Below are 23281 nucleotides of genomic sequence, written 5' to 3'. Positions count from 1 at the left end.
CATAGTCCATCTTGATTTTCATTGAGTTGGCTATGGACCACCTAAACGCTAATAACATGGAAACTTTAGTAAAAGCGCAAAATAAATTTGATCAGACCATGGTCACCAGGAATGCAGCTGGGGCCGAGGTAACGGATATCGTATTTTCAGGATATGAAGTGACCCTTTCTGATTTGGTAAATAAATTTCCCGGAAGCGGTGGCAATACACTGGCGATCTATGCAGATAAACTGACGGTAGATGTGCCCAATTTCAACGCCCTGGGTACAGTAGTTGTTGCAAGGCAAATTTACATATCCAGTCTTGATGGAGCGTCCTGGCCTGTAAGTGTGCCTGATGGTACCACACCTACTGTTGTAGAGGGGTTGATTATGGGATCGATCAGTAAGGGAAAACCAGTACCGCTTAGTTTTATCACAAGCAAGACCACTGGTTCAAATCCGGCACCTTTGTACCAATTGCCAGTCAATGGTAGTTCATTATGTCCCGGGACATTTATGGTTCATTCAGACGGGACGACTCAGGGAGTAGATGGCAAGGCCAGCGACTTTTTGGATTTGGTTGGCAGACCATGGGCATTGAATTCATTGTATGCCAGTTTTGAATCTGCCACTTCGCTGATCAATGTTGGCGATCAGGCCAGTTTGAGTGACGCCAGAGATATTCTCCACTGGATATGCGATGCCATATTGGGATGTGGTACCGTACCGGATACGCATTCAGAATTGCTTGCACAGGCATCCTCTCTGCTTGTATCAATCAATATTCCTGATAACTATCATGCGGTGGGACCACTCTCAGCGACTTACTATAGTGAGCAGATCAATGGATTGATCTCTGCCATTAGCGAATACAATGACCACTTGGATGAGCTGGAGTCAAAAGCCAGCAGTGAGCAACTTATTGAAAAAGTTAGTTCGGCCGTTGTCAAGACCTCTGCTACAGAATCTACACCTGTAACTACACAGTATAATCAGGTGACCAGTATGCTTAGTAATTTGTTTGATGAGCTGCTTGATCTTATGGGTAGGTTCAATCGACAGATCACTGATGCGGACACCAAATGCAAGCTCTTGTATGCAGCCATCGCTGACCAGCAGGTCAAAACATTTTTGAAGGAAAGTGTAGAAACTGCCATAGATGCGATGGATGCGGCCATGTCTATTGCCGAGTCCGTAGAAAAAGGGGGCGAAGGAGCTCTTGGTGCTGCAAAGGATGTCGTCAGTACATTGGATGAGGGCTACGACACGATCAAGGGTATCGCTAAGAGCTATGATCAGGATTCATTGGTCAACAATGCCAAAGTCTTACTTATAACCACGAAGCAATTGTTGAGCAACGTATTCAATAGTCAGCAGCTTTGGTTTCAGGTAAATAACCCTACTAGTGACACAAAGGGTACGACGTTTAATCCTGTGCCAGTGACCATCGACCCTGATCTGTCATGGAACAACTATATGGCCAATGTGCAACATGTATTGTCCAACCTTTCTGATGAACTCAAGGATGATAAATTGGAAGGTGCACAACCATCGAGCAATGCCTACCTGGAAAGCTTAAACAAGGTAGCCAATTTCGGTAAGGCCATCAATACCAAGGTCATCGCATACTCCAAGGTACTTTGCAAAGCTGTGGTGCTCAAGGCAAAATTGACGGCGATACAAAATACCGCCAATATTTGGGGGGATCTTAAGGCCAGGGCAGCGTCAGAAGAAGAGCAAATCAATTCGTTGAAAGGCATGATCAATAACCGGATCGATTCTACGATGAGATCGGTATTTGTAGCTTGGACTGCGTATCGAAACGCTTACTATTACAATAGCCTGACTGAGCCTGTCGAAACCATTACATTGGAAACATCTGTTGCTGATTTGCAGGCTGCTTTTACGACTATCAGTGGTTGGGTGTCTGGTCTGAAATCGGGGACTACGGTATTGCCGAGCAAGGGGGCCAACTTGAAGTTGACCATACCTGTAGCCCAGCCCAACGGTCAGGCGGCTTCCACAAGTACAAGCAAATTGACGGCCTATCTGGATGCGAGTGGTCAGTCAATCAGTTTTGATATACCCAAGGCACTTAATCCGATTTTGTCTCAACTAGGTGCCAATGATGTGGCTATTTGGATCACTGAGGCTGAGTTTTACCTCAAGGGTGTAAAAGCCAATGACTCTGGGTATGTACCGCTCAAGGTTTCTACTTCGGGCCATTATGTCAATGGTGATTCTGACGATTTAGTCAATTTCCTGTCCAACTCATTGTCGGGTCATTTTTCTTATGAGCCATCAGGCAACGGTGAAGCAGGAAATATCAACGTGCCATTTAACATTGATACCGCTAATTATATGTTGCCGACGCCATTTACACTATGGACAATAGAGGCAAGTGGAGGCGCGGATCTCTCTGAGGTCACAGAGGTAGGACTTGCTATGAAAGTCAATCTGAAATATAATTCTTAACCAACTTCATGGGGAGTACCGGGCAGTAAAAGGAACCGGCATAACGCTGCAAGCTTGAGTTTGACAGCACATGACGATTCTATTTTGTACCGGGCACCTCATGAGGTTAATCAAATAAATTCAATAACCGAAATGTGATGCATTCAGGTAGCGCATTTCACAAACAAATAATAAAATGAAAATAATAATATCTATTCTATTTGTACTGGCTTCGATGACTGCAAGCACTGTACAGAGTCAAGATTTGAACACTGCCAAGAGCGCGGTTTCAACTTTAGAAAGTTTGTCCAATTCGATCCCTGGGTTGACCAAGGTGATTGACGGGTTCAATTATGGGCCATTTAAGATAGTTACGCAATGTACCATTTGCGTCGAGCATGTTATATGGTGCGTAGAAACGAAGACTTATACCTATACCTGGAAGTTTCCGGCTTATACCGACTACATGGGCAATTTCAAGTCGGGCAACCTTCAGCTACTATCGGATATCCATGCATTCAACCAATATTATACGCCGTTGCGACAGTGGTTTGTGTCTACCTTGCCTCAGGTGACTCAATCAATGGAAACGTTGAAAAATTCAACGTCGGGCAACATACAGGCTAATTTGAAAGCAGCCATTTCGGAGGTTTCTAGTGCCAAGAGCAGCTTCACGGCTTCTATGAATGCGATTGGTCAATGGAATACTACGATCATCAATGATTTTAACCACATCAATACCAATAAGGCCAATTTGCAAGCTACTATGAATGCTGATGAAGCACACATCAAAAAGTACATGAGCACGATGGCATGCGGTAGTCAGAACCTGCTAGATCAGTGGAAGAGCATGGCCGCGAGTACCAACAATCAGGTAAGCAGCTTCGCGAATACGTTAGTCCAGTCAGGCATATCAACTCCTGCTATCAATCAGGATTTGGCAGCAATTCAGGGACCGCTCGTGACAATCTTAGACAAGCTCAATGGTCTATCCAGCGAACTTCAAAAGGGGGCGACTACACCCAACCAGGCCATGAAAAAGCTTGATTCGATTATCGCGGTTGGCTTTTGGAACAGTTTGACACAATATGTCCAAAAGAAGTTTGGCAATTCTTAAACCCTTTTTTCAACTAATAAACGTGAATAACAATGAGCAATATCACTTTATCACTCGATAAGATACAGGTTTTGAAAAACAGGAAGCATTGGAACCTGTACTTGATAATGGTAATCAATCATCCGACAAACGACAGCAAAAAACTGGTTCGCATCATTCCGGACGGGCACTTTATCAATTTCAAAAAGCAGACCGATGACAGCTATTCATTCGTACCGAATGGAGGCTCGACTGGTGATGGATTGGAAATGATATCCATGGATGAGCCTCAGAGCAACACACTGGACGTGCAAGTTTATGTAAAAAACCATGAAGGCATCAAGAAGTTCATGTCCGTGCTGGAATCTATCAAAGGAGACCTGAAAAGTCAGACGCCAAAGAATCTTCCAGGAATTGCCGGGAAGGTGGCTACCAGTTCTTGGTTGAGTGTCTCAGGCAAGGCACTAGATGCTGTGGGTGGTGTCATCAATGACATTCCTGACAGAAATATGGGGATGCTGAGCATGGGATTGGATTTGACTAAATCTCCACCTAAATCAGGTTTACAAACTTTTTCCAACAAAACAACTACCGGAGAGGTGGAATTGACCTGGTCATGGTTACTTGATTCATAGTATCAGGCCTATGTATTTTTTAACAAGTTGATTCACCAGACATTTACAGGTCTGGTGAATCGACCTTTAATATCAAAATCATGAAAACATCTAATACACAAATAAAACCGCATAAAGCGGATGCTATCAATGAAGACCTATTGAGTCAATGCCAAGCCATGTTGAAATATGCTATTAGACAAGGTAAACAGCTGAACACCAATAATATTCAGAGCTTAGACCATATTATTGACTTGACTGAAGTATCGTCGGGTCAAAAAAACACTGATCAATTGGTGGCGCTATACAATTACCTGATTACTGTGGTTAATCCTGCAAAACCCAGCACTATTGCTTTGCTGGAGTCTAGTTCGGGCAAGGATCATTTTTTGAGTTTTTTGGGACCTATTCCTATTTTCCGACAGTTTATGGTCGTTACCGTTTTATCCATTTTGCTATTGATTGGCCTCAGTTTGTTGCCTGAGCTCAATGCACGTACCATACAGATAAGTATTTTACAAGGTTCGGGAACTACTCAATTGGTCCTGTTGACATTTTTGGTGGCCTCTGCAAGTTTGGGTACCTGTTTCAATACCTTATTCAAAATGAATGGCTACCTCACTAAGGGAACATTTGATTCCTCTTACAATTTTACTTACTGGAGTCGCTTTTGCCTTGGTATTGTGGCCGGATTGCTGCTTTCAGAGTTTTTTGTCAATCTCGTAGATTCTACTGCAAGCAACGGCAGTGCATCAACTGGTGATCCACTTGCTTCACTTTCCTATTTGCTGAAGCCTGTGCTTGCCATGGTTGGAGGATTTTCTGCCAACCTCGTTTATCAGATTTTGAATCAGTTGGTCAATGCCTTGGAAGGAGTTTTTAAGTTGAATACGAAAGAGCTCATCAAGCAAAAGGCCTATGAATTTCAATTAAAATCTGAGCAACAGGCCAATAACCTTAGAAATGAATCAGCAAAAAATCTGCTTGAACTTAAACAAAAGTTAGCAGGTCAAAACTTATCAGGTGATGTGATGGATCATTTGGATAGCGTACTTTCCAATGCCATCTCAGGAAATACGATCTTATCCAGCAAGGGTGCCAAGAAAGACTCGCCCAAATCTGTTGTGGCAGATTCCATTACATAATATTCCACAAAACCTTAAGAATTTCTTAGGGGATTTTAAAAAGGACCATACGAGCAGTGTATTACAAATAAAAAAGCCCTTCCTGATATCAGGAAGGGCTTTCTAACTCAAAAGTTTGTAGTCCGTAGGGGAATCGAACCCCTGTTACCAGGATGAAAACCTGGCGTCCTAACCCCTAGACGAACGGACCATTACTTATCATAAAAAAAGGAACGACGACTCGTCCCTGATCTAGTAGTCCGTAGGGGAATCGAACCCCTGTTACCAGGATGAAAACCTGGCGTCCTAACCCCTAGACGAACGGACCATTTTGTAATGGTCTGCAAAAGTAAACTGCTTTTTATCTTTTCCAAAGGCTTCATATTAAAATGTGTATTTTTTTTCAGATCGAGCAATACTTTTTTTCTTGTAAGAGTAAAAATTGCCAAAAGAAAAAGGTGTGATTAAGTTTAGGGCATGGAACTGATAGAGGTAAAGAGCAAAGGAGAGCAGCAAGACTTTGTAGAGATGGCAGTGGATTTGTATCGCGGTGAAAAAAACTGGATCCGGCCGTTGGACAAGGACGTTTATGCAGTATTTGACACAGAGAAAAATAAGACTTTCAAATTTGGAAGATGTACTCGATGGTTGCTGAAAAAGGACAATAAAGTCATTGGGAGAATTGCCGCTTTTGTCAATGATAAAACCAAAAACAAGGATAATGATCAGCCCACTGGAGGAACAGGCTTCTTTGAGTGTATCAATGATCAACAGGCTGCTAACCTACTTTTTGATACAGCAAAGGAGTGGTTGAAGGCCGAAGGTATGGAAGCCATGGATGGACCCATCAACTTTGGAGACAGAGATAAGTGGTGGGGGCTCCTCGTTGATGGTTTTGAGATCGAGCCCAACTATCAATGCAATTATCATTTTCCCTACTACCAGAATCTTTTTGAGGCCTATGGCTTTCAAGTCTATTTCAAGCAATTCACCTTTATTAGAAATACTTTTGATCCATTCCATCCCCGGATCATGGAAAAATCTGACGTACTCAATAAGAACCCAGATTACTCTTTTGAGCATATGAAACTTAAAAATCTGGCAAAGTACACTGAAGACTTCAGGCAAGTTTATAATGTAGCCTGGGCCAATCATGACGGCGTGGCTGAGATGTCGAAGGAACAATCTCAGGCCATCATGAAGCAAATGAAACCGATCATCGACGAGAAAATAATTTGGTTTGCCTATTATAAAGGGGAGCCGGTGGCATTCTACCTGAACCTGCCTGAGGTCAATCAAATATTCAAGTACGTAAATGGTAAACTGGACTTAATCGGTAAGCTCAAATTTGTGTGGCACAAATGGAGAAAGACCAATAAGAAAATGTTGGGATTGGTATTCGGAGTGGCACCTGCTCACCAGGGCAAAGGTTTAGATGGTGCGCTTGTGATGGCTACTGCTCAAATGGTACAACGGGATTATAAGAGATATCCGATACTGGAGATGAATTGGATTGGCGATTTTAACAGAAAAATGATCCTTGTTGTGAAGCAGGTTGGCGGTGAGGTTGGAAAAACGCACCATACGTATCGTTACCTTTTCGATCGGAATAAGCCATTTGAGCGAATGCCAATTAAATAAGTATGAAATTGTAATAAAAACAGAAGTTTGCCAACCTATCCATTTGAAATCAGCCGTTTATGAAGTCAGACTTTCAGGGATTTTTGGATAATAACCATCGTATCATAGCGAAGGTCTGTCGGATATATACCGATTCGACGGATGATTTCAATGATTACTATCAGGAGTGCATCGTTCAGCTCTGGCGTTCGTTTGATTCGTTCCGAGGTGCTTCGAAGCTAAGTACCTGGACTTATAGAGTTTGCCTGAATGTTTGTTTATCTCAATTACGCAGTAAGAAGCGTACTGTACCTACCGAAAACCGAGAAATTCCCGATGTGGTGGATGAAGATAGTGCGGTTCAGGAAGAACGAGTGCAAGAATTGTACAAGGCAATTAAGTTGTTAAGGGAATCGGATCGAGCGATAATTCTCTTGTATCTGGAGGAAAAAAGCTACAAAGAAATGGCGGAGATATTGGGTATCACAGTGACCAATGTCGGAGCCAAAGTAAATAGAGTAAAGGCACAGCTAAAAAAAATCATCGATGAAAGATTTGGACATTAAGGACATTTGGAGAGATGGTGACGCAGCGGATGCAAAAGCCTATGCCAAACCACAAATTGACAAAATGATCAGCAAGGGGTCGCATAGCTTGGTACATCGCTTTATACGTACTTTGCTTTGGGAGCAATGGATTAATTTAATCATCCTTACGTCAATTGTGGTAGAATTTTTTTGGGCTAGAGAGTGGATTATTGGATCCATTACCACTGCCGTCAATCTGATTTTTTTCGTTTATTACCAGAGGTTAAAAAGCAATCTCAAACAAGAATCTATTGATAGTGATGTATTGGCATATCTTTACCGTGTACAGGATATTATTCGTAGATTTATTATCCATCTGAAGACAGCGTCTGTGGTTGTCTTGATTATGGCTGTGTTAGCAGCATACTTTCTTAATAGAAATGGTTTCTATGATGAGGTAATGGATACAAAATCGTTGTTTATTAGCCTATTGGCAAGTATGCTGATTGCCTGTCCAATAGCGTTTTATCTTATTCACTTGATGTACGGCAAGAAGGCCAGGAAGCTGAAGCTTATGATTGAATCTCTTGAAAGAGAGGAAGAATGAGTGTCAGTCATTCGCCTAGAATTTGCTGACGAAACTCGTGATTTGAATTTATCAATGTTTGAATCTCGCTAATCGAAAATTTAGGAGTTATATGTTGGGGACAATTCCAGTCAAAAGCCTTAACGTGAAAAATCATAAGCCTTTCAATATTTGCCTTATAGTCGGGAAGCATAAGTTGATCTCTAAGGTCCGGGTGATCTTCCGGACCAAGTATTTCCGACTCGGCCCAAACTTTTAACCGGGTGCGCGAAGGATAATCCAAAAAAATCATTGCTGTTTTATTGTTAGCCGAAATGTTTCCCGTACTTATGTACTGTCTGTTTCCTCTGAAATCTACGAACCCTATGGTTTCTGCATCGATCACCTTTACAAATCCTTTAGGTCCTCCTCTGAATTGAACATAAGGCCATCCATTTTCACCAACTGTCGAAAGATAGAAGCCATCCATTTGCTCGATATGGGCAGTCTCTCGATGAAACAATTGATATTGATCCGGTCCGTTATTGTCCATTTTTGAATACAGTTCACGAGAACCATATTTTTCCTGGGCCTTTTTTACACTCTCTGTAAATGCATAGTTTGTGAAATTCTGTCTCATGGTATTTGGTTTAAAATTGTCGTTGGATAAAAAGAATTGGGCAAAAGGAATTATTTCTCCCTTTGCTCAAGATCTATTTGAGTACTTTAAAATCGTACTGAATAAACAAGATAAGTGGCAACGCATAGGCCAAATGTCGAATCAATGTGATTGCGGGTACTGCGGGTGACATATCTAATCCCGCAATTCCTCCACCCAAAAGAGGAAGCATGAATAGCCATACCAATGCAATGGTTTCGCCGGTCACGAATAGCAGCGGCCTGAACCATTTGGGTCCCCAAAGAGAAGGCGCAATTCCGGCAAAAAGGATAGCCAATAATATGCCATTTGAATAGTGGCCAATGACGCCATAGGTCAGTCCAAGGCCAGTCTTGGCCCCGAGTAGTGAGGGGATATCCCACCAGTTTCCTGTAATGAGAAGACCCACCAGATCAAAAATTAATGTTCCCATCGCTCCAGCAATGATTGCATTATTCCAATTGATAGTTTTCATTATGCTATTGATTTATTTGTGTGTTAAGAAATTTTCGAATTTTGTCGGCAATTAGTTTTCCGTCTTCCTCAAGGGCAAAATGTCCTGTATTGAGTAAGTGAAATTCGAGATTTTTCAAATCTTGCTTATAAGGATGTGCACCCTCGGCCGGAAAGATGTAGTCGTTCTGACCCCAAACAATAAGTGTCGGTGGCTGATAGGTCCTGAAGTAGTTCTGCCAGCTGGGATAGAGAGGTACATTCGTTCTATAGTCGTAAAACATAGCCAGCTGAATTTCATTGTTTTCATCTCTTTGCAAATGTTGAAGGTCTACATTCCAATTGTCAGGACTGATACTTTCTACATTTCTAACCCCGTGTGTGTATTGCCATTTCAATCCATCAAGTGAGTGAAAACCTTCAAGGGCTTTCCCGTTTTCAATGGTGTAATCATTCCAGTATTTTTTTATTGGAATCCAAAAATCACGAAGCCCTTCCTCATAGGCATTACCATTTTGAATAATCAGTGATTCGACTCGATCTGGATATTTAGCTGCGATTCTGAATCCGATAGGTGCACCATAGTCCATAAGATAAATGCTGTACTTGCTAACATTCAACTTTGATAAAAAGTCTTCAACGATGAGCGACACATTGTCAAAAGTGTAGTCAAAGGTTTCCATTGAAGGTTGCTCACTATTACCAAACCCAGGATAGTCAGGTGCGAGAAGGTGATAACTGTCTGACAGATCCGTCATCAAATTCCTGAACATATGTGAAGAGGTGGGGTAGCCATGAAGTAGGAGTATGGTTGGATTATCTGGCGAGCCAGCTTCTCTATAGAATATTTCCAATCCATTGATTTCAATGGTCTTGTGCTGAACGGCAACACGCTGTGCTCTTAGCTCAATGTCTGCCGAAAAGATAAGTGCCAAACCAAAAAGTAGTTTGATGCTTATTGATTTAAGAATTTTGATTTTCATAATTGTGTCTATTTATTTTTGTTTTTCCTTTCATGTTCCCTGATGGGCAGTTCGTTGGCAATTATGCCTTTGACCTGCATAGCCATCTGGGCAGTTTCTAGTACCTGTTGTGATGGCAATTTTATCCGTTGATATAATCCCGAACGTTCGGTCGGTGATGGGTTAAAAAAATTTACTCTTGGTGGAGGAAAGAATTTTCAATCTCTTTCAGTGTATTTTTAAATAGTGAAGTGTTTTCTACTGCATTTGATATAATCAGACTCCCTTGGATTTTGACTAGAACACCTTCAGCGATTTTTTTACACTCTGCTTCAGCGAATCCAAAATCTGCGGCCAACTTTGAAAAGCCTAACACAAAATCATCAAATATTTGGCTTATCAGTCCAGAGAACAATCCAAGTCCAGTCTCCATTGACAACGTTCTGAGTACGCAGGCATTCTTTCCATTGGCGTATAATTCGTTAATATTTTTAATGGCAGTCTTCAATCTCTGTTTTTTATCTGAGCCATTCAAGAGCACTTGCGTGACGTTAGTCCGCATAAGGTTTCCGATATATGCCAAAACTTCTTTGGCCATCTGTTGTTTCCCTTCCGGAAATCGATGATACAGACTTGACTTTTTTAGTCCGGAGGCTTTAGCGAGTGCATTTAGACTTGCTCCCTGATATCCAGCCTTTCTGAAGATCTCAAGAAAACCGAGCATTAATTCTTCTTGACCAACTTTTACTTCTGCCATACTATTTATTTTTTAATACAGAACGTTCGGTCGGTATTAAGGTTGTATTTTTTACGATAAAAAAATGTTATTCGTAAAATCATTGATTTAAACTGCCGTCAGACTTTCAAATACTCTTTTGATCTCATGGTAGGAAATACCCATATGAGAGTTGTCATAGATACATTTTCCGTCAGAAATAATTAGAATCTGAGGAGATTCATGTGGTACCTCAAATACATGAGCTATATAGTTTGAAATTTCTCTAAACTGGATCAAATCCAAATAGAATAAGTCCATGGATGGAATTTCTTCCTTAACCCATGATCTTTCCAATCTATTTTCTGCCATGGCACTGATGCTACAACGAGTACTGTGTTTGAAGATTAGGACGGGTTTGTTGGATGAGGATATTTTGATTTGATCGATTTGATCCTTTGCTGTTAAATGATTCCAGTTCATGCTTAATTATTCCAAATTTCTATCTCGTCCTTGTCGAACTTAGCTTTTTTGCTTTTTTTCTTAACAGCATTGGGTTGAATTTTGTTCCCATGCATTCGTACCCACACCACATTAAACTTCCTTTTTACATCACGGATCGTCCTACTCTTGTAATATTTGGCAGACAAATAGTTGGCACTGGGGTACATGTCTCGCCCTTTTCTCATTTTTTTAGTTTTAATTTCATAGTTGGCCATTTTGGCATTTGGAGAAAAGAAAAGAGGTCGACTTGTAAATTTTTTATAACTCTTTATGTTTTGATTGTGATCTCCCACATGGAAGGGTCTTTGAACCTTTCGCTTCATTGCGCCCGCATATTCTGAATTAGGTCCGGGCTTATATTTAGGTGGTTTTCTATAAAGATTCAAAGTTGGAAGGAAACCCTTCTTTCGATTGCCTGGCGGTTTAGTTCTGCTATAGCTGGGCGGTGTAGAGAACCTTGGGTTCACAACTACTACCTTTCCTGCCTGTTTCCATTGTGAGTAGCGCGGATTGATATTTCTACCTCCGACTTCGCCAGCATTAGTTTTTGTATACCGTGGATTTACATTTCGATCAGCACCTTCGCCAGCATTATGTTTCGTATATCTGGGATTGATTTTTCTTCCTTTCACTTGCCCTGCTGTGATTACCGAAAATTTTGGATTCACATTTCTGCTCGACCCTTCTCTAGATGGCGGTTTCGAATATTTGGGAGTGCCAGCAGCAATTGTCTTGTGTTTGCCACTCGGACCCTTGATTTTAGCTTTCTTCTTAAATTGAAGAAATCCGGTCGCTCTTCTGGCTGTTTTTAACTTGTTTCTATCCTCAAGAAGTTGTGCATAGGAAGTTCGGCTGGAGACCATGATCATACCTGCAAACACCAAAAAAATAAACAACCACTTGTTTAACATAAATCCTCTCTACGCTATATAAACGGGAAGTTAACAAATATATTGAACTCAATACCAGATGCAACAAAGTACGGTTATTGTGAATAAAAAAGCGTTCAAATATTTTCCAAACTTTTAAATTTCTAGAAAAATTATAGTGGCTAGTATTCCATTAAGTTTTTAAGCTTAACCCTAAATCGCTCTTTTGGAAGAAAGTTCTGTTCTAATGAAGGCGCAAATGGCACAGGCGTGTCCAGGCTAGCCTCTCGCATCACAGGAGCGTCCAGGTCCTGGAAATGATGCTCGCTGATCCAGGCGGCCAATTCAGCTCCAACGCCTCCGGTCAGACAATCTTCATGAAGAATGATGATTTTATTGGTTTTCTTCACCGTAGCTGAAACAGCTTCTTTGTCCCATGGTAGCAGCGTACGCAAATCCAAAATATCTGCCTGGATACCTTCCTGCTCTATTATCTTCTCAGCCCAATGAACACCCATCCCATAAGTAATGATGGATAGATCATTGCCTTCTGTGACTAATTTCGCTTTTCCTACCTCAATCGTGTAATAATCATCTGGAATCTCCTGTGAAATAGCCCGATAAAGTGCTTTATGTTCGAAAAACAAATAAGGATTAGGGTCTTCAATGGCTGCATTCAGCAGACCCTTGGCGTCGTATGGATTGGATGGGTAAACAATTTTTAAACCGGGAGTATGAAAGAACCAGGCTTCATTAGATTGAGAATGGAAGGGGCCTGCTGCTACTCCGGCACCGGTAGGCATTCGTACCACCACATCGGCATTCTGTCCCCATCTCCAATGGATTTTAGCGAGGTTGTTTATGATTTGATTAAATCCACAGGTTACGAAATCTGCGAATTGCATTTCTACCATAGATTTTATGCCTTGTATAGATAGGCCCAGTGCGCTACCAACAATCGCCGACTCACAAAGTGGAGTATTTCTGACACGTTCTTCTCCGAATTGATCTACAAAACCTTCTGTAATTTTGAATACACCGCCATATTTCCCTATGTCTTGGCCCATAAGAACCATCTCGGGATATTTTTCCATACTTTGACGCAAACCATCTGAAATAGCATCGATAAACCTTTTTTCAGCAGTTTTTTTTCTTTTTGGGTTAGTCAATTTTTGATCGAATGGTGCAAAAAGATCGCTCAATTCTTTCTCAGTAGACACTGCAATGCTTTGTTCTGCTGTGGCCAACTTTAGACCGTTTTCAATCTCTGATTTTATGGCTGTTTGAATATCTTCCTTGATTAATTTGGTAAGAATCTTTTCTTTGACAAGGTATTTTTCAAAATTGTCAACAGGATCTTGCTTGGCCCAAGTGTCTTGTAATCCATCCGGATAATACTTCGTTCCACTGGCTTCCTCATGACCTCGCATTCTAAATGTCATACATTCTATGAGATAGGGCTCATTGTTCTTTTTGATTGCCTTGGATACTTCTGATATCGCGTGATAGACCTCTAACAAATTGTTTCCATCTACTTGTTTTGTTTTTATGCCGTAACCGGGGCCTTTTTGTGTAAAGGATTCAAAGTTGAATTGCTGGGCACTTGGTGTGGACAGTCCCCAGCAATTGTTTTCTACCACAAAGATGACCGGTAGTTGCCATACTGAGGCAACATTTAGTGCTTCATGAAAATCTCCTTCACTGGCACCGCCGTCTCCGGAAAACACCAAAGTGGTTTTTTTCTTCTTCCGTAACTTGTGAGCCAAAGCTATCCCGTCGGCTATTCCTAATTGAGGGCCAAGGTGGGAAATCATACCAACCAGATTGTGTTCTTTAGATCCAAAGTGAAAGGACCTGTCCCGGCCATTGGTAAATCCACTTTCTTTACCCTGAAACTGAGCAAATAATCTGTGCAACGGAATCTCACGAGTTGTAAAAATGCCTAAGTTTCTATGCATAGGAAGGATGTATTCATCGCTCTCCATCGCAAGGGTAGTTCCCACTGATATTGCCTCTTGGCCCATGCCTGAAAACCACTTGCTAATCTTACCTTGACGGAGCAGGATGAGCATTTTTTCTTCAATCAGTCTTGGAAGTAAAAGGTTTTTGTAAAAGGAAAGAAGTTCTTGGTTGGTTAGTTTCTTTCGGTCGAATTTCATTGAGTAAGAATTGGGTTGCTTAACAATTGTTTTTTTGGGTGTGCGGTCACAAATCTAACAGTTTACCCCAGTTGGACGATGCATGATAGAGAAATTTTATCTAATCTATCAATATAGTATAGATTGAAAGTATTGCACCCTATTTTTACCGTCATAATATATCATGATACAATACGATAAATTTACCTTAGACAACGGATTGCAGGTAGTGGTGCATGAAGATCATTCCACGAAAGTGGCTATACTCAATGTACTGTACAATGTGGGTTCAAAAGATGAAGATGAGCACAAAACAGGGTTTGCTCATTTGTTTGAGCATCTGATGTTCGGCGGCTCTGCTAATATCCCTTCTTATGATGAACCGCTTCAGAAAGTAGGTGGCGAAAACAACGCTTTCACCACGCCTGACTATACCAACTATTATATATCTGTTCCCTCCAATAATTTAGAGACCGCGTTCTGGTTAGAGTCGGATAGGATGCTAAGTTTGGCGTTTGATACTCAGTCCTTGGAAGTTCAGAGAAAGGTGGTTATCGAAGAATTTAAACAGCGTTATTTGGATCAGCCCTATGGAGATGCATGGTTGCACATGAAGCCTATGGCGTACAAAACACATCCTTACCGGTGGAATACCATCGGCAAAGAAATTTCGCATATTGAAGATGCCACGATGGAAGATGTAAAGGCATTCTTCAAGAAATTTTATATTCCGAACAACGCCATTCTCGTGGTCGCTGGAGATGTGAAATTGGAAGATATAAAAGTCTTGGCCGAAAAATGGTTTGGTAGCATTCCGCGAGGATCAGACTATCACCGAAACATCTCTCAGGAAGAACCTCAGACGGAAGCCAGATCTAAAACAACAGAAAGTCAGGTGCCAATGGATGCCTTTTATAAGGGCTATCACATGCCAGATCGATTAGACCCTAAATATTTTACAATTGATCTGCTGAGCGACGTTTTAGGAAGAGGTAAGTCCTCAAGGCTATATCAGTCCTTGGTAAAGAAAACAAAATTACTCCACTCGGTAAGTGCAAGCATTACTGGTTCCGTGGATGCAGGTCTCCTGGTAATCTCAGGCAAGCTAAAGGAAGGAGTGACATTCGACCAGGTTGATGAAGAAATAGATCATGAAATCAAAACTTTGTTAACGAATGGATTGAAAACAGGCGAATTGGACAAAGTTAAAATGCAAGCAGAATCTTCACATGTTTTTTCGGAAGTAGAGTTGCTCAATCGAGCGATGAGCCTTGCGTATTTTACCTTATTAGGAAATACTGCATTGATCAACCATGAAGTGGAGGCAATCAATGCGGTGACCGAAAAGGAGATGATCATCGAGGCAAAAAAAATGTTGAACAAGACTAATTGCTCAACATTATATTATCATAAAAAGTAATTGTTTACGCTTCTTTCCATTTGATGGTGCATCCAATAGCTTTAGTAAACGTTGTTTTCACAGGCTTACCCTCTAGCAAATTGTCAACAGCATCTTCTACATATTTTTTAGAAACTGCATTGGCGTCCTTGTGGTTGTCATCTATGGCACCAATGTACGACACAACCAATTCGGCTGATTTCTTGCTAACCACGTAAACATGCGGAGTTCTAGTTGCCCCATAGGCAGTGACCACGGATTGACTTTCATCATAAAGGTATGGGAATGAATAATTTTTGTCTTTTGCCCGTTTAATCATTTCTTCATAGGAATCGCCGGGCTGCTTGCTTTTGTCGTTGGAGTTTATAGCCAGAACTGGAAATCCTTTTGGTTCGTACTTTTGATTAAGCTGATCTATTCTTTTTTCGTACATTTTAGAAAACGGACAGGTATTGCAGGTAAATACTATGATAAACCCCTTTGCACTTTCGTAGTTTGACATGGAAATCTTTTTCCCATCTACATTTATTAGATTGAAGTCAGAAGCCTTATCTCCGACACCAAACCCATCCGTTGAGCTAACTATCACCTCTTTGTTACCACTGGCGAAAAGGACTGCTGCCACAGCAACAAGCCCAAAAGCTAAGAGTAAATTCTTTTTCATCATTTTAGTGTTATTTAATAAAGTTCAAATAAACCTTTTCTAGTTCGTTTTCAGAAAATTCTTTTTCAACAAATTTTCGTTTGGAGTTACCCTTTGCAATCATCAAAGTGGCTGGAATCGCACCACTCCACGAGGGATCCACTTTGTCGATGAAAGAATTATAGTCCGTCTCATCCAAAAGATAGACTTTAGCTTCAATTTTTTTTCTTTCTACAAATGGTTTTAGCTTAGTTTCAAGGTCCTCGGCAAAGTCAAAACTTACCAAAGTCAATTCAAGATTTTCAGTATTGTACTTTTCGTATAAAGATAGAAATTGAGGTAACTCTTTCACACATGGACGACACCAAGTGGCCCAGAAGTTAATTACTTTGTTTTGATCAGATTCTGAAGAAATTATCTGAGCAAGATCTTTGTATTTAATTATTTCAATGCTTTGAGCCCGAGAGGTGCTAACGAATAAACACAGGGCAAACAAACTTACCAGACTGTAAAAAAAGGCTTGCTTCATGAATCAGCTTCAACTTTGATTAATTGTAAAGATAGCTTAACGTACTCTAAAATAGATAGTTGCAATTCTTGTTGTTGGGCTTGGAAAATTTCATATAATAGTACTATTTTAAGAATATAGAATACTTATCCACAAAATCGAAAGTTATCCACAACATTTAATTGAAGCTATATAACTAAAAGATTTACAGTAGGTTATGTGATTTACATATTTGGCCATTTGTGGAAAAATCTGATTAGGAGCATTTGTTGAGCTCTTGAAATCAGTGAATAGTGCAATGAATAAAAAAATAATCTTCTATTCTTTATCTTGATTAATTAGTTTATTTCTGTAGGCGTTAAAGATTCTGGATTTGGATAAAAAGCCGATATACTGCCCTTCGTCAATCACAGGAAGGTTCCAGGCTTGTGTAACCTCGAATTTATTCATTACAGTTTGCATTGAGTCGTCTGGATGAACCTCAGCAGGTGGTAGCTGCATCACCTCCTTTACTACAATATTTTTTCTAGCCTCTTCATCAAACATCTTTTCTCGAATGTCATCAAGTGTAATGATTCCTTCCAGCCCGCCAACATAGTTTAATACAGGAAATATGTTTCGTTTAGACTTTTTGATCAGCTGGATCATATCATCTAGTTTAGCGTCATACATAATGGTAAGCAGGTCGGACTCTATGATTTTGTCCAGCTTCATTAAGCTCAGCACCTGACGATCTTTGTCGTGTTGAATCAGGTCTCCTTTTTCAATAAGACTTTTGGTATAAAGTGAATGTTTTTCAAAATAGTTGATTGTGATAAAGGAAATGGCACTCACCAACATTAATGGGACAAAGAGCTCGTATCCCCCTGTTATTTCAGCAATTAAAAATATAGCTGTAAGAGGAGCATGAAGAACCCCGCTCATTACACCGCACATCGCCACGAGAGTAAAATTACTTGTGCTTATCGTGACTGGTAAAACGAAGTTAACAGTCTTCGCAAATAAGTATCCTGCAATGCCTCCCATAAAAAGTGATGGTGCAAAGATTCCACCACTGCCTCCAGACCCAATAGTCAACGCCGAGGCGACTGGTTTCACGACCAAAATAGCAAACAACAAAATGATAATGATTAGTGTTTTGTCCGTGCCTTCGTAGATTAAACTATTGTTAAAAATAATATCGTCATTCCCATTCAGTAGCTGCTTAATAGTATCATAGCCCTCTCCATAGATCGGAGGGAAGGTTAGTACGATCAAGGCCACACCAATTCCCCCAACAAGCGCTCTACTCCAATCACTGGTTACTTTTTTGATAAGTCTTTCGATTACATAAGTTAATCTAGTAAAGTGCACGGAAACAATCCCGCAGGCAATCCCAAGGAATATAAAGTAGTGCACATGTTCTGCCAGGAATGGGTCTTTTAGTTTGAACGAAAACAACAAGTCATCTCCCAATAATGCAAGAGATACAAGAGACCCTGTAACCGAAGAAAGTAGGATAGGAATGAATTTGTTTATCGTTACATCAGTAAGGATAACTTCGATGGCAAATATTACGCCAGCGATTGGGGAGTTAAATATAGCGGAAATGGCACCTGAGGCTCCACAGGCAATTAGTAAAGTTCTTTTTTTGTAATTCAGATGAGTAAGCTGTCCTAGATTGGACCCTATAGCAGACCCTGTAACTACAATAGGGGCCTCAAGTCCTACCGAACCACCAAATCCAACGGTAATTGCACTTGTAATCATCCTTGAGTACATCATGGCTCGTTTTACAATGCTAGATCGCTTGGAAATTACAAATAAGATCTGGGTAATGCCATGACCCAGTTTTTCTTTCAGAATATATTTGGCTACTATCATGGTCAGCACTATTCCTGCCAATGGATAGAATAGGTAGAGGAAATCGAATCCGGAAGTATAAATGTAATTATTAAGAATGGCTTGAATCAGATGAACAGATTCTTTAAGCGTTACCGCCGCAAGCCCTGCGACCAGTCCAACAATTCCGCTAAGTATGAGCGTGAAGTTATTGTTGCTGATATGTTTCATTCTCCATACCAGGAATTTGACCAGCAACGCGTTTGGTTTCATTTTAAGGAAGAGCTATTAATTGCACCACATGGATAAGCATGGGCAAATGTAAGTTTTTAGACCCTCAGCCAAAATTTATTTTCAATTATTTCCTAGCCAAAGCGACAAATTTTCTCGTTGAGTGTCAGAGGCTTCTTTCATTAATAGAATTTCATAAGAATCGTAGTAAGTTTGATCGCCTCTAGGTACCATTACGTCAAGCGTACGTGGTCCTCGTTTAATCTGGAACTTGTTATTTTCCACCAATGAAATTTCTGCATCTGAGAATATTTCATTATTAATTTTTAAAATCTCATCTCCTACCGAGAGATAGTCTTCGGTATGGCTCTTAGGAGCAATTTCTACTATCACAATACCATTTAATTTTATTCCGAGCTTACTATTGATGATATCTGGGTGTGTTTTGGGCTTCAACTCACATCCAACATAAGATAATGCCTCACTCAAATAGGAGTCAAGTTCTTCTGTAGTTTTGTAAAGAGATGATATAAGTGCGCTAATGTCAGGACCACCAATTTCAATTATGATCTCCTCCACCTGTTTCTTGGTGTATCCGCCTTTTTCATAAGTATGATTTTGATATAATTTTTTCACCACATCAATTAGGGCACATTCGTTACTCGTATTTTTTCTGATTTTAAGATCTAGTATTAATGCACATAGTGCGCCTTTGACATAAATGGATACTTTTTTTGATGGGAACAGATTTTTGTATCCATCAACCCATAGATTCTCGCTGGATTGAACCAATGAGCTTTCGTGACGGCCGAAATTTTCAAAGTGTCTATTAAAAAGTGTATTTAACTCCTTGAAATAGTCTTGCTGATCGAAAACACCGGACTGTTTTAAGAACAAATCTCCGTAGTATGTTGTGAACCCTTCTGTTACAAATCCAGTTGCCGTCATGGTCTCTTTCTCAAATCGATAAGGAGACATCTCTTTGGGTCTGATACGAGTGACATTCCAGGTATGAAATAGTTCATGAGAGGCCACTCCCATTAGTTTTTCATAATATGCCCCGCGATTGGGTTTATCATTAGGACCAAGAACCAAAACCGTCGAATTTTGATGTTCTACACCATGGTAGTGAGGATAATCAAGGGAGTGAATTAAGAAATCGTATTGATTGGTGGGAAAACCTCCCATTGCGGCAATTTGGCTTTCACTAAACTTTTTGAAATCAGTGATTAATTCATTTTCCGTCAGGGGACAATTGCCAAGAAGAGCAATTGCGAAATAATAGTCATCTACAGAATAGCTCAATAGTTTTAAATCAGGGCTTGCAAGTATTGGTGAGTCAACTAGCTGCTGATGATTATTGGCGAGGTAGTCTCCAGAATCGGTTTTAGTAAGACTACACGATGATCGATAATTTATAGGAATATCTACTTTTAGATTGATTGAATCATTCTGATGCTTCTTCGTAAAAAATACACAATTGATAAAATTGATGTAAATCATCTGATCATTTAGAACAGAGTTACCGGCATCCATTCTATTTGCATAATACTGATAGCGCACGACTAATTCTTGCGTATTTTCAGTTTGCACTGTCCAGATGTTTGGTTTGATTTTTCTCCACTTTAATGAGTTGCTTTTCGAATCCAAGACTGTGAACCCTTGAATATTTTCAACAAAGGGAGCTAATTCATACCTTCCGGGCCTCCAAGCTGGTAAAATCAGGTCTAAGGAGGATTGGTTATTGATATGAAAGCGAAGCTCAATGTGCAATAGATGGGTAAGCGGTTTCGGAAATGAAATTTTGCAATCAATCATGTATTGGGAGTTAACTTTGTACAAATATTGAAGATTTGAATCTGATATATCAAGAACACTAAGCATTATTATGCTTTCAACCCCAAACTATCTGATTTAGACTTTGTTATTGTCAAAAAGCTCTCTATTTTTGCACTCCATTTTTTCAAGCTGCATCAAGAGAGTAGTTAGAGACATTTGGAAATCTAGAGATAAAAAATACGATTTAAGGTGTAACCTACATGTTAAGTAATCTACCCGAAAGGACTGATTAGAATCATGACGGTTCCGTCTGACAGATACAAAGACAAATCATAAACAGATGAAAAGAACATTTCAACCTTCTCAGCGAAAAAGAAGAAATAAGCACGGGTTTAAAGCCAGAATGGAAGATGCAGCAGGAAGAGCTGTTTTGAAAAGAAGAAGAGCAAAGGGCAGAAAAAAACTGACCGTATCTGACGAAAGAAAGCATAAGAAGTAAGATTCTTGTTTAGCTTTATTCCTTCTTATTAATTTAATGGAAGGAAATAATCCCACATATAGAAAATACTCCTTTCCTAAGAGGGAAAGATTGAGTAGTAAAAAATTAATTGATGCTCTTTTTACTAAAGGAGCATCTTTTTATTTTTATCCCTTTTCAATACGATTTCTTCCCGCTGACGAGCGAGCAAACTGCCACCAGTTCATGGTGAGTGTTTCCAAAAGAAATTTTAAGAAAGCAGTTGATCGGAACCGTATAAAACGATTACTTCGTGAATCATACAGACTGCAGAAGCATCTATTAGAGGAGAATTTGCCGGCCAATAAATTTTTTATGATTGCTTATATTTACACTGGAAAGGAAATTCACTCGTTCGAATTTATTGAATCCAAACTTGCAGACTCCTTTAAGCGTTTTAAAAAGCAAGTTGAAAAAGTATCGTAAAGAAGAAAGTAGATAGATTGATATGAAGAGAATATTAGTTGGCGTTGTTGGAGTAATGCTATTGGCAGGACTATTTTCGTTTACCTGGATGGGAGGTGATAATAGTTTCGAAATTTCCCGAAATCTTAACATTTTCACTACACTCTATCGTGAACTGAATACACATTATGTGGACGAATTGTCCAGTCAAAAGTTAGTTGGAGATGGTATTGACGCGATGCTCAAATCCCTTGATCCATATGCCGCATATATTTCTGAAAACGACATAGAAGACTACCGTACGGCCACAACCGGCGAATACGGCGGCATTGGAGCGATTGTAGGCAAGCGAAATAATGTTAATACAGTAATTATGCCCTACGTCGGTTTTCCTGCTCATCAGGCCGGCTTACAGATCGGTGATCAAATCATACAAATCGATTATCAGGATTTGGAAGGCAAATCTTCCAACGAAATTAGTGAGATGCTAAAGGGTCAGCCCGGATCAGATATTGTATTGACTGTAAAACGGTATGGCAAAGAAAAACCCTTTGAAGTTAAATTGATCCGATCCAAAATCACCATTAACAATGTGATGTACTATGGCATGTATGATGAATCAACGGGATTTATAAAATTGAGTGATTTTACAACTGATGCAGGGAGTGAAGTTAAGAATGCATTGGACAGTCTTAAAAGTTTAGGTGCTACAAGAATTATTCTCGACTTGAGAGATAATCCGGGTGGATTATTAGATGAAGCAGTGAAAGTAGCCAATGTATTTATCGAACAAGGTAAAGAGGTGGTGAGTACCAAAGGCAAAATGGCCTCATGGAATAAAACTTACACAACCTCATACGGGACCGCTGATAAAGAGATCCGTTTGGCTGTCCTTACAAGTCGGGCTACAGCATCTGCGGCCGAAATTGTTTCTGGTGTAGTTCAAGATTACGACCGTGGTGTTTTAGTCGGAACCAGAACATTTGGAAAAGGCTTGGTACAGGCCACAAGGCCATTGCCTTACAATGCACAGTTAAAGATTACAACAGCTAAGTACTATATTCCTAGTGGCAGGTGTATTCAAGCTATTGACTATTCACACAGAAATAAGGATGGAAGTGTAGGTAAGATTCCTGATTCACTGAAAGTTTCTTTCAAAACCAGCAAAGGAAGAATTGTCTATGATGGAGGAGGAATTGAGCCCGATATAAGCGTCAAGCCGAGGAAATTTTCAAATCTACTATATAATATGGTGAGTCAGAATCTAATATTTGATTACGCTACCGAATATGCTTTTAAGCATAAGCAAATTGCTTCACCAAGACAATATGAAATGTCGGATGAGGAATATGCAGATTTTGTGGCATGGGTGAAGGGTAAAGATTTCAATCTATCCTCACAAATGGACGAGGCAATTACAGCATTAGAAGAAATGGCTAAAAAAGAAAAGTATTATGATGGGATGGAGGCCACTATCGACAAGCTAAAAGCTAAAGTTGCCACTTTGAAAAAGGACTACCTCAATGCATTTAAGACTGATATCAAATTTATGCTTGAAGAAGAAATTGTGAGCAGGTATTATTTCCATTCTGGTATGATGGAAGCCAGATTGGATCAGGACGAGACGGTAGTTGAGGCTGCTAAGATCTTGGCAGATTCTAAGGCTTATGCAAAGATTTTGAACAAGTAAACTCCAAT

Annotated in this window: 22 protein-coding genes and 2 tRNA genes; 11 read left to right on the top strand and 13 right to left on the bottom strand. The window is 40.1% G+C overall.

Annotated features, from left to right (window positions below; all coding sequences use genetic code 11):
- Nucleotides 1-56 precede the first annotated feature (56 nt).
- The 4 genes from ABJD64_RS16065 (at nt 57) to ABJD64_RS16050 (ending at nt 5290) form a co-directional block, all read left to right on the top strand.
- Nucleotides 57-2456, top strand: a complete 2400-nt coding sequence (locus tag ABJD64_RS16065) for a hypothetical protein (RefSeq protein WP_348183332.1) — start codon at nt 57-59, stop codon at nt 2454-2456.
- A gap of 175 nt (nt 2457-2631) precedes the next feature.
- Nucleotides 2632-3552, top strand: coding sequence for a hypothetical protein (locus ABJD64_RS16060; RefSeq protein WP_348183330.1), 921 nt, complete (start codon nt 2632-2634; stop codon nt 3550-3552).
- Between the two features lie 32 nt (nt 3553-3584).
- Nucleotides 3585-4166, top strand: coding sequence for a hypothetical protein (locus ABJD64_RS16055; protein ID WP_348183328.1), 582 nt, complete (start codon nt 3585-3587; stop codon nt 4164-4166).
- A gap of 80 nt (nt 4167-4246) precedes the next feature.
- On the top strand, nt 4247-5290 hold the full coding sequence (locus ABJD64_RS16050) for a hypothetical protein (protein ID WP_348183326.1): 1044 nt from the start codon (nt 4247-4249) through the stop codon (nt 5288-5290).
- A 118-nt stretch (nt 5291-5408) separates the two neighbouring features.
- Here the strand turns inward: ABJD64_RS16050 and ABJD64_RS16045 are convergent.
- Nucleotides 5409-5480, bottom strand: a tRNA-Glu gene (locus ABJD64_RS16045).
- 45 nt (nt 5481-5525) lie between these two features.
- Nucleotides 5526-5597 (bottom strand) — tRNA-Glu (locus tag ABJD64_RS16040).
- 149 nt (nt 5598-5746) lie between these two features.
- Here ABJD64_RS16040 and ABJD64_RS16035 point away from each other — a divergent pair.
- Genes ABJD64_RS16035 through ABJD64_RS16025 form a run of 3 tightly spaced genes read left to right on the top strand, consistent with a single transcriptional unit; the run spans nt 5747 to nt 8023 of the window.
- Entirely contained in the window at nt 5747-6910 is a 1164-nt protein-coding gene (locus ABJD64_RS16035; RefSeq protein ID WP_348183324.1) for a hypothetical protein, read from the top strand.
- A gap of 59 nt (nt 6911-6969) precedes the next feature.
- Complete coding sequence (locus ABJD64_RS16030) at nt 6970-7455, top strand: RNA polymerase sigma factor (protein ID WP_348183322.1); 486 nt, start codon at nt 6970-6972, stop codon at nt 7453-7455.
- Nucleotides 7436-8023 (top strand): hypothetical protein, encoded by a 588-nt coding sequence (locus tag ABJD64_RS16025; RefSeq protein ID WP_348183320.1) that lies wholly within the window; start codon nt 7436-7438, stop codon nt 8021-8023. Before ABJD64_RS16030 ends, ABJD64_RS16025 begins: the two co-directional genes overlap by 20 nt.
- Nucleotides 8024-8030: 7 nt before the next feature.
- On the opposite strand, the gene ABJD64_RS16020 is transcribed toward ABJD64_RS16025, so the two are convergent.
- The 7 genes from ABJD64_RS16020 to ABJD64_RS15990 all read right to left on the bottom strand — a co-directional run bounded on the left by ABJD64_RS16020 (nt 8031) and on the right by ABJD64_RS15990 (nt 14301).
- The gene (locus tag ABJD64_RS16020) at nt 8031-8621 is read right to left on the bottom strand and encodes a pyridoxamine 5'-phosphate oxidase family protein (protein WP_348183318.1); all 591 of its coding nucleotides are present in this window, start codon (nt 8619-8621) and stop codon (nt 8031-8033) included.
- A 73-nt stretch (nt 8622-8694) separates the two neighbouring features.
- Entirely contained in the window at nt 8695-9114 is a 420-nt protein-coding gene (locus ABJD64_RS16015) for a hypothetical protein (RefSeq protein WP_348183316.1), read from the bottom strand.
- Nucleotides 9115-9118: 4 nt separating this feature from the next.
- A complete protein-coding gene (locus ABJD64_RS16010) occupies nt 9119-10075 on the bottom strand; it encodes an alpha/beta hydrolase (protein WP_348183314.1) in 957 nt (318 codons plus the stop codon).
- Nucleotides 10076-10247: 172 nt separating this feature from the next.
- Entirely contained in the window at nt 10248-10811 is a 564-nt protein-coding gene (locus ABJD64_RS16005; RefSeq protein ID WP_348183312.1) for a TetR/AcrR family transcriptional regulator, read from the bottom strand.
- An 87-nt stretch (nt 10812-10898) separates the two neighbouring features.
- Nucleotides 10899-11252, bottom strand: coding sequence for a bacillithiol system redox-active protein YtxJ (gene ytxJ, locus ABJD64_RS16000; protein WP_348183310.1), 354 nt, complete (start codon nt 11250-11252; stop codon nt 10899-10901).
- Between the two features lie 2 nt (nt 11253-11254).
- Nucleotides 11255-12184 carry a hypothetical protein gene (locus ABJD64_RS15995; protein ID WP_348183308.1) on the bottom strand — a complete coding sequence of 310 codons (930 nt, stop codon included), beginning with the start codon at nt 12182-12184 and terminating at the stop codon, nt 11255-11257.
- A 140-nt stretch (nt 12185-12324) separates the two neighbouring features.
- Nucleotides 12325-14301 carry a dehydrogenase E1 component subunit alpha/beta gene (locus tag ABJD64_RS15990; protein ID WP_348183307.1) on the bottom strand — a complete coding sequence of 659 codons (1977 nt, stop codon included), beginning with the start codon at nt 14299-14301 and terminating at the stop codon, nt 12325-12327.
- A 163-nt stretch (nt 14302-14464) separates the two neighbouring features.
- Here ABJD64_RS15990 and ABJD64_RS15985 point away from each other — a divergent pair, with 163 nt between their 5' ends.
- Nucleotides 14465-15700, top strand: coding sequence for a pitrilysin family protein (locus ABJD64_RS15985; protein WP_348183305.1), 1236 nt, complete (start codon nt 14465-14467; stop codon nt 15698-15700).
- Nucleotides 15701-15704: 4 nt separating this feature from the next.
- On the opposite strand, the gene ABJD64_RS15980 is transcribed toward ABJD64_RS15985, so the two are convergent.
- From ABJD64_RS15980 to ABJD64_RS15965, 4 genes are all read right to left on the bottom strand, one after another.
- Nucleotides 15705-16346 carry a thioredoxin family protein gene (locus ABJD64_RS15980; protein WP_348183303.1) on the bottom strand — a complete coding sequence of 214 codons (642 nt, stop codon included), beginning with the start codon at nt 16344-16346 and terminating at the stop codon, nt 15705-15707.
- A 7-nt stretch (nt 16347-16353) separates the two neighbouring features.
- Complete coding sequence (locus ABJD64_RS15975) at nt 16354-16851, bottom strand: TlpA disulfide reductase family protein (RefSeq protein ID WP_348183301.1); 498 nt, start codon at nt 16849-16851, stop codon at nt 16354-16356.
- A 297-nt stretch (nt 16852-17148) separates the two neighbouring features.
- Nucleotides 17149-18882: a chloride channel protein gene (locus tag ABJD64_RS15970; RefSeq protein WP_348208202.1), complete on the bottom strand. Its 1734-nt coding sequence runs from the start codon at nt 18880-18882 to the stop codon at nt 17149-17151.
- Between the two features lie 123 nt (nt 18883-19005).
- A complete protein-coding gene (locus ABJD64_RS15965) occupies nt 19006-20700 on the bottom strand; it encodes a M61 family peptidase (protein WP_348183297.1) in 1695 nt (564 codons plus the stop codon).
- 301 nt (nt 20701-21001) lie between these two features.
- Between ABJD64_RS15965 and rpmH the strand changes: the two genes are divergently transcribed.
- Genes rpmH through ABJD64_RS15950 form a run of 3 tightly spaced genes read left to right on the top strand, consistent with a single transcriptional unit; the run spans nt 21002 to nt 23273 of the window.
- Nucleotides 21002-21160, top strand: a complete 159-nt coding sequence (gene rpmH, locus ABJD64_RS15960; protein ID WP_318173185.1) for a 50S ribosomal protein L34 — start codon at nt 21002-21004, stop codon at nt 21158-21160.
- 36 nt (nt 21161-21196) lie between these two features.
- Nucleotides 21197-21604: a ribonuclease P protein component gene (rnpA, locus tag ABJD64_RS15955; protein WP_348183295.1), complete on the top strand. Its 408-nt coding sequence runs from the start codon at nt 21197-21199 to the stop codon at nt 21602-21604.
- 22 nt (nt 21605-21626) lie between these two features.
- Nucleotides 21627-23273 carry a S41 family peptidase gene (locus tag ABJD64_RS15950; protein WP_348183293.1) on the top strand — a complete coding sequence of 549 codons (1647 nt, stop codon included), beginning with the start codon at nt 21627-21629 and terminating at the stop codon, nt 23271-23273.
- Nucleotides 23274-23281 lie beyond the last annotated feature (8 nt).

Source organism: Reichenbachiella sp. (genome assembly GCF_039944555.1).
Lineage (GTDB): Bacteria > Bacteroidota > Bacteroidia > Cytophagales > Cyclobacteriaceae > Reichenbachiella.
This window is presented reverse-complemented; position numbering and strand designations above follow the sequence as displayed.